Source organism: Lactiplantibacillus paraxiangfangensis, assembly GCF_036246185.1.
GTDB classification, from domain to species: domain Bacteria; phylum Bacillota; class Bacilli; order Lactobacillales; family Lactobacillaceae; genus Lactiplantibacillus; species Lactiplantibacillus paraxiangfangensis.
Map to the genome: position 1 here is coordinate 64608 of NZ_BTPW01000005.1, position 12487 is coordinate 77094.

Here is a 12487-nt window from a genome sequence, read left to right on the forward strand (position 1 = left end):
CAGAATGCCTGAATTACCAGAAGTTGAAACGGTTCGGCGGGGGTTAAACCGCCTCGTGAAGGGGGCCACGATTGCCAGTATCGACGTTTTTTGGCCGAAAATCATTAACAATGATGTTGAAAGCTTTAAACAACGCTTAAAACAACAAACGATTGAAAAAGTCGACCGGCGTGGCAAGTATTTGCTCTTTCGTTTCAGCAATGGTTTGACCATGGTGTCACACCTTCGAATGGAAGGTAAGTATAACGTCGCACCACGTGGTCAGGAGCAGACCAAGCATACCCACGTTGTCTTTCACTTAACTGATGATCGGGATTTACTGTATAACGATACCCGAAAGTTTGGGCGGATGACGCTTGTGCCGACGGGCGAAGAAAATACGGTTGGTGGGCTCAAGAAAATGGGGCCCGAACCGGTCGCTGATCAGTTGACCGTGGCGTATATGACGAGCATTTTCAGTCAATCAAAAAAGATGATCAAGCCGTTACTTCTTGACCAGAGTAAGATTGCTGGAATTGGTAATATCTATGCGGATGAAACGTTATGGATGAGCAAGATCCACCCGATGCGTCCAGCTAACTCACTGACGGAAGATGAAATCGCTAGTTTACGGCAGAGCATTATTGACGAGATGGCGATGGCCATTAAGGGTCACGGCACGACCGTGCACTCATTTTCAACGGCGTTTGGCGAAGCTGGTCAGTTCCAAAACCAGTTGCACGTTTACGGTCGGGAAGGCGAACCGTGTGAACGCTGTGGGACACTGATTGAAAAGATCAAAGTCGCTCAACGTGGCACCCACTTCTGCCCGCACGAACAGCGTTTGTAGGTGGTTGCCATGACACAAATTATTGGACTTACCGGTGGTATTGCGACCGGAAAATCAACGGTTTCTAAGATGTTAGCGGAAGCGGGATTGCCCATCGTGGATGCTGATAAGATTGCTTGGCAGGTCGAAGGTCCCGGTCAGCCGACCACGGCTAAAATTGCGGCGCATTTTGGGCCCCAAGCATTATTAGCGGATGGCCAGTTAAACCGGCCGTGGTTGGGCAAAAAGGTCTTTTCCGACCCTCAGGCGCTAGCCGCACTGACGGCGATCACGAGCCTACCCATTCAATACGCGATGCTCAAAGCGACCGTTGCGGCTGGCAAAACGCGGCCAAGCGCGGTTATCCTGGACGTGCCGTTATTATTTGAAAGTGGTTGGCAAAACGTCTGTGACCAGGTCATGGTCGTTACGGCACCAGCGGACGTTGTGTTACAACGATTGATGGCACGAAATCACCTCAGTCGAGGGGATGCGCAGGCGCGAATTGCGAGTCAATTACCGTTGGATAAGAAGGTCGCCATGGCGGATGTCGTGATCGATAACGGAGAAAACGTTGATAAAACAAGAACTACCGTGTTAAAATGGCTGAAAACTATAAATTATTAAAGAAATGTTTATGACTACTAGCAAAATGAGGTGAGAAGTCTATGCAATGTCCACATTGCCATCATAATGGTTCCCGCGTGGTTGACAGCCGACCGACCGATGACGGTCGCGTGATTCGCCGTCGCCGTGAATGTGAAAACTGTGGGTTCCGGTTTACAACCTTTGAACGGGTCGAAGCAACACCATTATTGGTTATTAAGAAGAATGGTGCGCGGGAAGAATTTAACCGCGAAAAGATATTACGCGGAATTATTCGGTCCGCTGAAAAACGGCCTGTTAGCATGGAAACCATGACTAGCATTGTCGATGACGTTGAAAATAAAGTTCGCGCACTAGGTGAAAATGAAATTTCAAGTCAAGTGATTGGCGAGTACGTGATGGAAAAATTGGCAGATATCGATGAAATTTCATACATTCGTTTTGCAAGCGTGTATCGACAATTCAAAGATATGCACGTTTTCTTAAACGAACTTCAAGATATGATGGAGCGCGACAAAGTCAAGTTGGCCAAACAGCCTAAGAATAGTCGCGCGCCGAAAACGAAAAAAGATTAAAAGATAAAGAATGGTGCAGGCAATGCAAACGAATAACGAACCACAGTTAACACCTAAAACGGGGTTGGTGGTACCGTCTGTACCCGCATTAAGTGCGTCTGACCAGGCCGTCTTAGCGGAATTGTACTTGCCGTTAATTGGACCGTTGGCGTACAGCCTGTACGCGGCGCTACGCTCCCTTCAGAGTTCTGAAAATGAACTCAGTAACCGGCGGAGTCACGCTGAGTTGCTAGGCGTACTGGGCGCTGATTTACCGAGTGTTCTAAGGGCCCGCAAAAAGTTAGAAGCAACTGGCTTATTGCGAAGCTACTATCAAGAAGACGAACTGGGTGCGGTCTACGTTTACCGGTTACAAGTTCCCATGACCGCCCTGCATTTCTTTGCGGATGACTTACTGAGTATCTTGTTGTTAGATACGGTGGGTGAGTTACGTTACCAGCAGTTAGCGTCAGATTTTACGCCGGCCAGTGTTGATCTCTCAAAGGCACAAAACGTGACCGCCGACTTGTTGGAAGTCTTCCACATTGACCGGCGAAAAGTGACGAACGACGCACCGTTGTCGGTTCAAAAAGCCCGTGCACAGTTGGCGGCGCAAGAACCGGCGGAGGCAACGAATCCGGTTATTGGGGACGATGATTTCGATTGGCAATTGTTAGGGCAAGTGCTTAAGCAAAACTACGTCGACTTGAAGCAGGTGGCTGGGTCACGCCAGCTCATCATCACGGAGAGCCGGGTCTACGGCATTAGCGAGATTGAAATGGCTAAACTGATCAGTGAAGTGGCCAGTTTGACGACTGGTCAGTTCGATGAAAGTCAGCTGAAACTGTTGATTGCGCGGCGCTATGAACGACCAAGTGAACCCGCAGTAGCGGAAACGCCCGCACTGGCGACAGCGGCAAAGGCGAGTTCCACGGCTAAGGGTCAGCTAACGGCTGCTGAACAGCAGTTAGTGAGCTACGCAAAAAGTACGACACCGTACGACTTTTTGGCCGATTTAAAACAGGAAAAACACGGGTTTGTCACGTCCGGTGAAAACCGGTTGGTTCATGATTTAGTCAATCGGGGTGTTTTGCCGAGTGCCGTGATCAATATGCTCGTCTTTTACTTGTTACAAAACCGGGAGTTGGCGGCACTGAACCGGAACTTATTAGAAACGGTTGCAAATGACTGGCAGCAGCATTCTTTGACGACGCCAGAAGCCGCGTTAGCTTACATTAAGACGCGACAACAGCCGAAAAAACGGCCAGCGCGTCGCCAGAATAATGGGCGGCCGGTCCGTAAAGAAATTGTGCCAAAATGGGCGCAAGAACAGACCAAGGGTAAGCAAGCCGCACCGAAGTCTAAGTCAGCGGCTAATCAGTTGACTGAAGCGCAGCGGAAACAGCTTGCCGAACGGGTCGCAAAATTAGATGCTAATTCCAAAAAGGAGGACTAAAAAATGGAGAATGTTTCAGATACATTAAAAATGTTGATGAATCGCCGTAATTTGAATCATCGTTATGAAGCTTTGATGGACGCGGTCTACCAAGACGTGGATGTTCGTCGCTTTTTAGCCGCTCACCAAAAGGAATTATCCAAGGATGCGCTCGAACGATCGTCTGCTAAACTCTATGAGTTTTGTGAAGAAAAACGAAAACTGGCACGGCATGAACCAACGCAAGCACCGGGTTATCAACCTGAACTTGTCATGAGCAATCATTTGATTGATATCGCCTATCAACCAACGCCCCAGTTGCAAGAAGAGCAGGCAGCCCGTGAATTGCAGCACCGGGTCCGCTCGATTAGTATGCCAAAAAATATTCAAAACGCGACGCTTCAGTCTTATGATCAGGATGGAGACCGTGCCACGGCACTGATGTCTGCCATGGACTTCATTGACGCGTACACCCAAGCACCCAAACGGTTTCACCGGGGCTTGTATTTGTACGGGTCGTTCGGGGTCGGCAAGACTTACTTGTTAGGCGCAATGGCGAACGCTTTAGCGACGAATGGGTTTCAAACGACCTTGATTCATTTTCCAAGCTTCGCGGTAGAAATGAAACGTTCCATCAGTAACAATACTTCCGCGGACAAAGTGGACGCGATTAAGCGCGCACCGATTCTGATGATTGATGATATCGGTGCTGATGCGTCGTCGACGTGGATTCGTGACGACGTTCTCGGTGTGATCTTGGAATACCGGATGCAAGAAGAATTGCCAACGTGTTTCTCATCGAACTTCTCGATGCAGGAGCTCCAAGACGGTTACCTGACAATCTCGCAAAAGGGTGACGAAGAACCCGTCAAGGCTCAACGAATCATGCAACGGGTCCGCTATTTAGCGACTGAAATTGAGATGGTCGGTCAAAACCGGCGTCTCAATCCAGAACAATAAAATTAACGCAATTTCTTGATGTGAAGTCTTGAAATTGCTTTTTTTATTTAGAAACAGAAGGTTAAAATCATAAAAATCTGATACCAAATGGTCGACCTCCAGCTAAGGTGTTCTTTCTATGAAAATTGATTTAGCTTATTTTCAACCAATCCTAGCGCAGCCGGCAGAACCAGTGGGCAGTGTCGGCCATGTTGCCTGGCGTTGTGTGCCAGACGACATGGCGGGGCGTCTTGAAAGACTTGGGCTTTAGGCTTTCAAGCGAGGCGGAAGCCCGTCCTTTGGCTGTAGCCGACCCCACAGCCCACTGATTCTGTCCGGCGGAGCGATGAAGCGACTAATCAAAAATAAAAAAGTCCTAATCCAGTTGACTTTTTTGGTAGAAGTGGTTTAATGAAAACAGATGCAGGAGACACGCTTCGTTTACTTGTGATTACAGAGATCTCGGCCTAGTTCTGGAAGCTGAGGACCAAGTTAATGGGGATACCACTTTTGCGAACATGCTCAAATGAGCCGGAACGCGTCCGTTATTAGCGCTAATGAGTCGGTACGTTTAACGTATCGAAAAATCGGGTGGAACCACGTCAATCACGTCCCTAGTATTAGACTAAGTCTAGTACTAGGGACTTTTTTGTCGTCCCGGCGCGGTGTTTTGGTGAGTGGGTAATTTTTTAAGGAGAGTGTCAAATTTATGGCAAGTATTAATGTTAAGTTCCCAGATGGTGCTGAAAAGCAATTTGATGCCGGCGTAACGACGGAAGATATTGCAAAGTCGATTAGTATTTCATTGGCGAAACGGTCAGTTGCAGGGAAGTTCAACGACCAAATCGTTGATTATCGCCAACCTTTAACCACTGACGGTTCAATCGAAATTATCGCGGGTGATAGCGAAGACGGTATCAACGTCCTTCGCCAAACCGCAGCTCAAGTATTAGCAAATGCAATCAAGCAATTGTTCCCAAACATTCACTTTGGGAGTGGTGAAGGGAACCAAGACGGTTTCTTCTTCGACACTGATAATGCTGAAGCCGACGGGAAACAAATCAGTAAAGATGATTTGGAAGCAATTAGCTTAAAGATGAACGAAATCGTTAAGCAAAACTTGCCAATTACTCGTGAAGTCTTGTCAAAAGACGACGCGTTGGCTTTAGTTGGCGACGATCCTTACCAACAAGACTTAGTTAACGACCGTGCCGCTGCAAATGACGGCCAAGTGGTTGTTTACAAGCAAGGGGACTTCGTTGATTTATCTGATGGGGCCCAATTAGCTTCAACTGGTAAAGTTAAAATCTTTAAGTTATTGTCCGTTGCCGGTGCATACTGGCAAGGCAAGTCCAGCAATCCAATGCTCCAACGGATTTACGGGACTGCCTTCTTGAAGCAAAAGGACTTGGATGCCGACTTAAAGCGGCGTCAAGAAGCCCGCGAACGTGACCACCGGGTAATCGGGAATGAATTAGACTTATTCTTCGTTGACCCTAAAGTTGGGAACGGTCTACCTTACTGGATGCCAAACGGTGCGACGATCCGTCGTCAAATCGAACGTTATATCATTGATAAGGAAGTTGCTAACGGTTACCAACACGTTTACACCCCAGTTTTAGCTAACTTGGATGTTTACAAGCAGTCTGGTCACTGGGACCACTACCGTGAGGACATGTTCCCACCAATGGACATGGGCGATGGCGAACAATTGGAATTACGTCCAATGAACTGCCCATCTCATATCCAAATTTACAACCATCATATTCGCTCATACCGTGAATTACCATTACGGATCGCTGAACTTGGGATGATGCACCGTTACGAAAAATCTGGTGCCTTGACTGGGTTATCACGTGTTCGTGAAATGACCTTGAACGATGGTCACACCTTCGTTGCCATGGATCAAATCGAAGACGAATTCAAGAAAATCTTAAGCTTGATGGTTGAAGTATATGAAGACTTCGATATTTCTGACTACCGGTTCCGCTTAAGCTACCGTGACCCAGAAAACAAAGCTAAATACTTTGACGACGATGCTATGTGGGAACGGAGCCAAAAGATGTTGAAGTCCGCCATGGATGACATGGGTCTGGATTACTTTGAAGCCGAAGGGGAAGCAGCCTTCTACGGTCCTAAGTTGGACGTGCAAACGAAGACGGCCCTTGGTGGTGAAGAAACGTTATCAACTATCCAATTAGACTTCTTATTACCAGAACGCTTTGACTTGAAGTATGTCGGTGCTGATGGTGAAGAACATCGTCCAGTTATGATTCACCGTGGCTTAGTTTCAACGATGGAACGTTTCGTGGCTTACTTGACTGAAATCTACAAGGGTGCCTTCCCAACTTGGTTAGCACCAAAGCAAGTTACGATTATCCCAGTTAACAACGGTGCCCACGGTCCTTACGCTGAAACGGTTCGTCGTCGTTTAGCTGAAGCCGGTGTCCGGGTCAGCATTGATGACCGCAACGAAAAGATGGGTTACAAGATTCGTGAATCACAAACGAAGAAAGTACCATACTTGTTAGTTGTCGGTGACCAAGAAGTTGCTAACGGGAGCGTTTCGGTGCGGAAGTACGGTGAAGAACGGACTGAATCTGAAGGGGTCGACATGTTTATCGGCGCCATCACCCAAGAAATTCAACACTACAGCCGTGGTGCTAGCAAATAACGTCAAGATATAGTTGACATCAACTTTGGATGCTGGTATAGTATTGGAGTTGAGAAAAAAAGCAGAAGCACCCGCTTCTCGCCTTGGTGACTAGAGTCATCGGGCAGATGAACGATGAATTGATTCCCATTAACGGGGTTGAGCGGGCGCACTGTGTGCCCGCTCTTTTTGTGAATTTCTCTAAAATTTTACGGAGGTGAATTACCATAGCTAAAGATTCAATGGTTAATGACGGCATCCGTGCTCGCGAAGTACGTTTGATCGCCAGTGATGGTGAACAATTAGGTGTCAAGTCACGACAAGATGCAATGAAGATTGCCGAAGATGCAAGCTTAGACCTGGTATTGGTTGCTCCGAAAGCGAAGCCACCCGTTGCCAGAATTATGGATTATGGGAAGTATCGCTTCGAACAACAAAAGAAGCAACGTGAAGCGCGTAAGAAGCAAAAAGTGGTCAGCATTAAAGAAGTCCGCTTGAGCCCAGCGATTGACACTAACGACTTTAACACGAAGCTGAAACATGCTGAAAAGTTCTTGTCGAAGGGTGACAAAGTTCGCGTTTCGATTCGGTTTAAGGGCCGGGCCATTACCCATAAGGATATTGGTCGTCAAGTTTTAAACCGAATGATTGAAGCTACTAAAGAATATTCAACGGTTGAAGCCTATCCTAAGATGGACGGCCGGAGCATGTTCTTAGTGCTTGCACCAAAAACAGATAAGTAATTTCTAGGAGGATTATTGATTATGCCAAAACAAAAGACAAACCGCGCCGCTGCTAAGCGTTTTAAAGTAACCGCTAAGGGTAACATTAAGAGCGCCAACGCTTTCACTAGTCACCGTTTCCATGGTAAGACTAAGAAACAACGTCGCCAATTACGTGGTACGGCTATCATTGAAAAGCCAATGGTAAAAACATACCACAAGTTATTACAAAAATAATTCACAACGTTTTAGTTAAATCTAGGAGGAAATAAGATGGCTCGAGTAAAAGGTGGAACTGTAACACGTAAGCGTCGTAAACGCATTTTAAAATTAGCTAAAGGTTACCGTGGTGCTAAGCATATCCAATTTAAGGTTGCTAAGGACCAAGTAATGAAGTCATACGAATATGCTTTCCGCGATCGTCGGAAGCGTAAGAGTGACTTCCGTCGTCTTTGGATTGCTCGTATCAACGCAGCAGCCCGGATCAACGACTTAAGCTACAGCAAGATGATGCACGGTTTGAAGTTAGCTAACGTTGACGTTAACCGTAAGATGTTAGCTGATTTAGCTGTTAACGATGCCGATGCATTCAAAGCATTAGCTGACACAGCTAAAAAGGCCCTTGCTTAATTAAAAAATAATCCGTCCTAGTTCTAGGTTCGGTTAAAAGGTGATGTCACATTTGGTGGCGTCACCTTTTTTAATACGGTGGATTGAACCAAGTCCGGTTGTTGCTGATAGCATGCGGTCGTGGGACCGGGTTAAGCCTGCCGAAGCGGAAAATTTAGAAATTGTTTGACAAAAAAAGCCTGAGACAAGTGCCTCAAGCCAGGTTGGATGAATAAAATAGGGCTTAGTGGTTGAAAGAAAGTAACGAATTGAGAATAGTTGCAAATAATGCAAAATATAAGACAAAGATTGCAATGGCAAGAATGAATTGCACGATTCCGGCACGGTTCCAAGTTGCTTGGACCGCTTTGAAAGTTTCAACGTCTTTGTAATTGCCTTTTTGCCAAGCCCAGTCATTACCTTTGAAGCCAACGACGAATACCCAAACGATGTTGAAAAATGGAATTAAAGTTAGTAATGGTAAATACGTCTTGTTACCGATCCCCCAAATAAAGCTGAACATGAACGCGCCCCAGTTCCAGCCTTTAACTTCGTCAGGAACGAGTTTTCCGTTTTCTTCCATGATGATTCCCCCAAAATTTGCCAGCTTTTTACGACGTCGGTATTTGGTCGTTGCTACTAAAATTAGTATACCTAATCGAAAATCGCTTGAATAGGGGATTTACGAAAATGATACATCAACTTTCAGAAAATTAGCCGTTGATAAGAGTTGCTTATTTTTGAAAAACAAATTAATATATAATGATGACTAAAAACGTCTTTTAAGGCGCTAGAATCCGACTAATCTGGCTTTTTGAATCGGTATTTACGGATTCAGTATGATAAAATGGGCTAGTAGGGTAACGCCTTGAACCAATAATTTAGCGAGAAGCGAAGGGGATAACGATGATTAAGCAATTTAAACCAACTTGGATGATACCAGCAATCTATAATGTCACACCCGCGCAATTACGTGCGCAGGGGATTAAAGCGGTGTTTGCCGATTTAGACAATACACTGATTGCTTGGGACAATCCGGATGGTACCCCGGAGCTGAAAAAGTGGATGCACGCATTGCAAGACGCGGGAATTCCGTTAGTTGTGGTTTCCAATAACTCGGAGCCCCGGATTGCTAAAGCATTAGCAGCCTTAGAGTTACCATTCGTGTCGCGGGCATTAAAGCCGTTACCATTAGGTATTGCGAAGGCTCGACATAATTTGAACCTACGTCGTAGTGAAGTGGTGATGGTCGGTGACCAGTATATTACTGACATGTGGGCGGCGCATTTAGCCGGCGTCAGCAGTATTTTAGTGCGGCCGTTAGTGACGACCGATGCTTGGAATACGCGGATCAATCGCTTTTTTGAACGCTTTATTAAGTTACGGTTAGCACATTTATATCCAGACATGCATTTTCAGGAGGAACTTAAATAGTGAGTGAAACATCTCAAGAAACTTTATATTGTATCGGCTGTGGAGCAGCGATTCAAACAACTGATCCTGATGCAGCGGGTTACACCCCAGCGAGTGCTTTAAAGAAAGCATTGGACAGTGAAACGCGTGATTTATATTGCCAACGCTGCTTCCGGTTACGGCATTACAACGAAATCGTCCCCGTTGCATTAAGCGATGACGATTTCCGTCGGTTACTCGCGACTATTCGTGAAGCCGACGCACTAGTCGTTTACGTCGTGGACATCTTCGACTTGAACGGTAGCATCATTCCCGGACTCCAACGGTTCGTTGGAGACAATCCGGTCTTGCTAGTCGGTAACAAGGAAGACGTCTTACCACGGCAGTTGCGGCGGACTAAGCTACGCGAATGGATGAACCAACAAGTTCGTGCACAGGGCATTAAGCCGGTCGACGTGGCGTTGACGAGTGCCAAAAAGGGCCACGCCATCGACGACTTATTAGCTTTAATTGAAAAGTATCGGCGGGGCCGCGACGTTTACGTCGTTGGGGTCACTAATGTCGGTAAATCGACCTTAATCAACCGTATCATTGCCAACAACACGGGCTTGAAAGACCTTATTACGACGTCACGGTTCCCAGGAACGACGTTGGACAAGATTGAAATTCCGTTGGATGATGGGCACAAGATGGTCGACACCCCTGGGATTATCCATCCCGAACAAATGGCGCACGTTTTGAGTGGTGATGATTTGAAATTAGTCTCACCCCAAAAAGAAATTCGGCCAAAGGGATACCAACTTGGTAACGGCCAGACGTTGTTCTTAGGTGGGGTTGCGCGGTTAGACATTATCGACACCATCAAACCAGCTGGGACCGTTTACGTGGACAACAACTTACCACTTCACCGGACGCGGACTGAAAACGCCGACAACTTTTATGAAAAGCACGTTGGTGAATTAATCACGCCGCCAACTGGTGATGCCGTCAAGGACTTCCCACCGTTAGTACGGCATGAATTTAAGACCACGACCGTTAGTGACGTGGTATTTGAAGGTTTAGGCTGGGTTACTGTTCCAGCTGATACCCGAGTTGCGGGCTGGGCACCGAAGGGTGTGGACGTCTTGACACGTTCTGCCATGATCAATAAAAATTAGGAGTACGTTTAATTAATGGAAAACTTACGTGGAAAACAAAAACACTACTTACGTGGCGAAGCGCATAACATACGGCCACTCTTTGCAGTAGGTAAAAATGGTTTAACTGACGAATGGTTATCGCAATTAGTTGGTGCGCTGGACAAGCGTGAACTGATTAAAGTAAACATTTTACAAAATGCCGACGTGACGACCGCTGAAGTAAAGGACGCCATTGAAAGCAAGACCCCAATCACAGTCGTACAAACGATTGGTCGGGTATTAGTCCTCTACTTACAAGCGAGTCACGATGACGATCGGCGCTATTCAGTCGAAGTCGAGAAGTTGTAGGGAGGAATAACGGGTGCATACGGTTAATCAAACAGCGACGAAGGTCCTAACGGAGACGGTGACGAATTTACCGCACCGACGCGTTGGTATTTTAGGTGGCACGTTTAACCCACCGCATTTAGGGCATTTGATCATGGCCCAACAAGTTGGCGATCAGCTTGGATTGGATGAAGTCCGGTTTATGCCGGATGCGCAACCGCCCCACGTCGACGAAAAGAAGACGATTGCGGCGCAAGACCGGGTGAACATGGTTCAGGCGGCCATTGCGGACAATCCCTTATTTCGACTTGAAACGGCCGAAATCAAGCGGGGTGGCAAGAGCTACTCGTATGACACGATGAAGTTGCTCAAAGCACAACATCCCGATACCCAATACTATTTTATTATTGGTGGGGACATGGTCGATTACTTGCACACGTGGTATCACATTGATGACTTGTTAAAACTGGTCACTTTTGTGGGTATCAAGCGGACTGGTTACCCGACAACGAGTCGTTATCCAGTGATCTGGGTCGACGCGCCGTTGATCGATGTCAGTTCGACGGCGATTCGTAAAAAAATTAACCACGGTCACACGGTTCGGTACCTTGTGCCGGACGCGGTGGCCGCTTATATTGAGGAGCATCATCTTTATGAGCAAAACGATTAAGTACCAGGAAAACCTTGTGCCGTATACGCACGAAGAATTGATGGCCAAGGTTGCCGCACAGTTAACGGATAAACGTTATCAGCATTGTCTGCGCGTTGAAACGACGGCCCGGGAGTTAGCAAAAGCTAACGGGGTCGACGTCGAGCTAGCTGGGATCGCCGGGTTACTTCATGATTACGCGAAGCAACGCGACGATGCGACGTTCATCGACCTGATCAAGACGCGCGGCATGGACCCGAACTTAGTTTCATACGGGAACGGCGTTTGGCACGGTTACGTGGGTGCTGAGCTGATCAAAGATGAGCTCCACATTTACAATGAAGCGATTTTAAACGCGGTGCGCCTGCATACCGTTGGGGCACCAGTGATGACTAAACTTGAACAGATCGTGTTTATGGCTGATTTTATTGAGCCTGCACGCGATTTTCCAGGGGTCGACGAAGCGCGCAAGGTGACGGAAAAGTCACTGGCCGCCGGGGTGCGTTATCAAATTCAACACACTTTAGACTACCTCGTTCAAAAGGGTGCGCCGGTCTACCCACAAACGTTAGCAACTTATAACGCGTGGGTGGGTAAGATTCCCGCACTATTCAATAAATAAACATTTAAGGG

The 12487-nt window shown here is 47.0% G+C and carries 15 protein-coding genes and 1 other annotated feature; of the genes, 14 read left to right on the top strand and 1 reads right to left on the bottom strand.

Features of this window, described 5'->3' with window-relative positions; all coding sequences use genetic code 11:
- Positions 1–4 precede the first annotated feature (4 nt).
- From mutM to rplT, 9 genes are all read left to right on the top strand, one after another.
- Positions 5–829, top strand: coding sequence for a bifunctional DNA-formamidopyrimidine glycosylase/DNA-(apurinic or apyrimidinic site) lyase (mutM, locus tag AAA939_RS03605; RefSeq protein WP_338209028.1), 825 nt, complete (start codon positions 5–7; stop codon positions 827–829).
- A gap of 9 nt (positions 830–838) precedes the next feature.
- Positions 839–1435, top strand: coding sequence for a dephospho-CoA kinase (coaE, locus tag AAA939_RS03610; RefSeq protein ID WP_338209030.1), 597 nt, complete (start codon positions 839–841; stop codon positions 1433–1435).
- A gap of 41 nt (positions 1436–1476) precedes the next feature.
- A complete protein-coding gene (nrdR, locus tag AAA939_RS03615; RefSeq protein ID WP_057705926.1) occupies positions 1477–1989 on the top strand; it encodes a transcriptional regulator NrdR in 513 nt (170 codons plus the stop codon).
- Positions 1990–1999: 10 nt separating this feature from the next.
- A complete protein-coding gene (locus AAA939_RS03620; RefSeq protein ID WP_420914920.1) occupies positions 2000–3424 on the top strand; it encodes a replication initiation and membrane attachment family protein in 1425 nt (474 codons plus the stop codon).
- A gap of 3 nt (positions 3425–3427) precedes the next feature.
- Positions 3428–4363 (top strand): primosomal protein DnaI, encoded by a 936-nt coding sequence (dnaI, locus tag AAA939_RS03625; RefSeq protein WP_338209035.1) that lies wholly within the window; start codon positions 3428–3430, stop codon positions 4361–4363.
- Between the two features lie 688 nt (positions 4364–5051).
- Positions 5052–7016, top strand: coding sequence for a threonine--tRNA ligase (thrS, locus tag AAA939_RS03630; protein ID WP_338209037.1), 1965 nt, complete (start codon positions 5052–5054; stop codon positions 7014–7016).
- A 53-nt stretch (positions 7017–7069) separates the two neighbouring features.
- Positions 7070–7193: a sequence feature (ribosomal protein L20 leader region), on the top strand.
- Between the two features lie 44 nt (positions 7194–7237).
- The gene (gene infC / locus AAA939_RS03635; RefSeq protein WP_057706136.1) at positions 7238–7738 is read left to right on the top strand and encodes a translation initiation factor IF-3; all 501 of its coding nucleotides are present in this window, start codon (positions 7238–7240) and stop codon (positions 7736–7738) included.
- Between the two features lie 21 nt (positions 7739–7759).
- Positions 7760–7954 (top strand): 50S ribosomal protein L35, encoded by a 195-nt coding sequence (rpmI, locus tag AAA939_RS03640; RefSeq protein WP_338209040.1) that lies wholly within the window; start codon positions 7760–7762, stop codon positions 7952–7954.
- A 36-nt stretch (positions 7955–7990) separates the two neighbouring features.
- Entirely contained in the window at positions 7991–8347 is a 357-nt protein-coding gene (gene rplT / locus AAA939_RS03645; RefSeq protein WP_057706137.1) for a 50S ribosomal protein L20, read from the top strand.
- Positions 8348–8570: 223 nt separating this feature from the next.
- Here rplT and AAA939_RS03650 read toward each other — a convergent pair whose 3' ends face one another.
- Positions 8571–8909, bottom strand: a complete 339-nt coding sequence (locus AAA939_RS03650; protein ID WP_338209043.1) for a ribonuclease G — start codon at positions 8907–8909, stop codon at positions 8571–8573.
- A 323-nt stretch (positions 8910–9232) separates the two neighbouring features.
- Between AAA939_RS03650 and AAA939_RS03655 the strand changes: the two genes are divergently transcribed.
- The 5 genes from AAA939_RS03655 to yqeK are packed head-to-tail and all read left to right on the top strand — an operon-like array spanning position 9233 to position 12476.
- A complete protein-coding gene (locus AAA939_RS03655; RefSeq protein WP_338209045.1) occupies positions 9233–9760 on the top strand; it encodes a YqeG family HAD IIIA-type phosphatase in 528 nt (175 codons plus the stop codon).
- Entirely contained in the window at positions 9760–10896 is a 1137-nt protein-coding gene (yqeH, locus tag AAA939_RS03660) for a ribosome biogenesis GTPase YqeH (protein WP_338209047.1), read from the top strand. Before AAA939_RS03655 ends, yqeH begins: the two co-directional genes overlap by 1 nt.
- A gap of 15 nt (positions 10897–10911) precedes the next feature.
- A complete protein-coding gene (gene yhbY / locus AAA939_RS03665) occupies positions 10912–11226 on the top strand; it encodes a ribosome assembly RNA-binding protein YhbY (protein WP_338230488.1) in 315 nt (104 codons plus the stop codon).
- A 13-nt stretch (positions 11227–11239) separates the two neighbouring features.
- On the top strand, positions 11240–11875 hold the full coding sequence (locus AAA939_RS03670) for a nicotinate-nucleotide adenylyltransferase (protein ID WP_338209050.1): 636 nt from the start codon (positions 11240–11242) through the stop codon (positions 11873–11875).
- Positions 11859–12476: a bis(5'-nucleosyl)-tetraphosphatase (symmetrical) YqeK gene (gene yqeK, locus AAA939_RS03675; protein ID WP_338209052.1), complete on the top strand. Its 618-nt coding sequence runs from the start codon at positions 11859–11861 to the stop codon at positions 12474–12476. The genes AAA939_RS03670 and yqeK overlap by 17 nt, the downstream gene beginning before the upstream one ends.
- Positions 12477–12487 lie beyond the last annotated feature (11 nt).

Coding starts and splice junctions, on each gene's coding strand:
- nrdR (WP_057705926.1), top strand. CDS start 1,477: ATGCAATGTCCACATTGCCATCATAATGGTTCCCGCGTGGTTGACAGC.
- rpmI (WP_338209040.1), top strand. CDS start 7,760: ATGCCAAAACAAAAGACAAACCGCGCCGCTGCTAAGCGTTTTAAAGTA.
- dnaI (WP_338209035.1), top strand. CDS start 3,428: ATGGAGAATGTTTCAGATACATTAAAAATGTTGATGAATCGCCGTAAT.
- mutM (WP_338209028.1), top strand. CDS start 5: ATGCCTGAATTACCAGAAGTTGAAACGGTTCGGCGGGGGTTAAACCGC.
- yqeK (WP_338209052.1), top strand. CDS start 11,859: ATGAGCAAAACGATTAAGTACCAGGAAAACCTTGTGCCGTATACGCAC.
- infC (WP_057706136.1), top strand. CDS start 7,238: ATGGTTAATGACGGCATCCGTGCTCGCGAAGTACGTTTGATCGCCAGT.
- AAA939_RS03650 (WP_338209043.1), bottom strand. CDS start 8,909: ATGGAAGAAAACGGAAAACTCGTTCCTGACGAAGTTAAAGGCTGGAAC.
- coaE (WP_338209030.1), top strand. CDS start 839: ATGACACAAATTATTGGACTTACCGGTGGTATTGCGACCGGAAAATCA.
- rplT (WP_057706137.1), top strand. CDS start 7,991: ATGGCTCGAGTAAAAGGTGGAACTGTAACACGTAAGCGTCGTAAACGC.
- AAA939_RS03655 (WP_338209045.1), top strand. CDS start 9,233: ATGATTAAGCAATTTAAACCAACTTGGATGATACCAGCAATCTATAAT.
- thrS (WP_338209037.1), top strand. CDS start 5,052: ATGGCAAGTATTAATGTTAAGTTCCCAGATGGTGCTGAAAAGCAATTT.
- AAA939_RS03620 (WP_420914920.1), top strand. CDS start 2,000: ATGGTGCAGGCAATGCAAACGAATAACGAACCACAGTTAACACCTAAA.
- yhbY (WP_338230488.1), top strand. CDS start 10,912: ATGGAAAACTTACGTGGAAAACAAAAACACTACTTACGTGGCGAAGCG.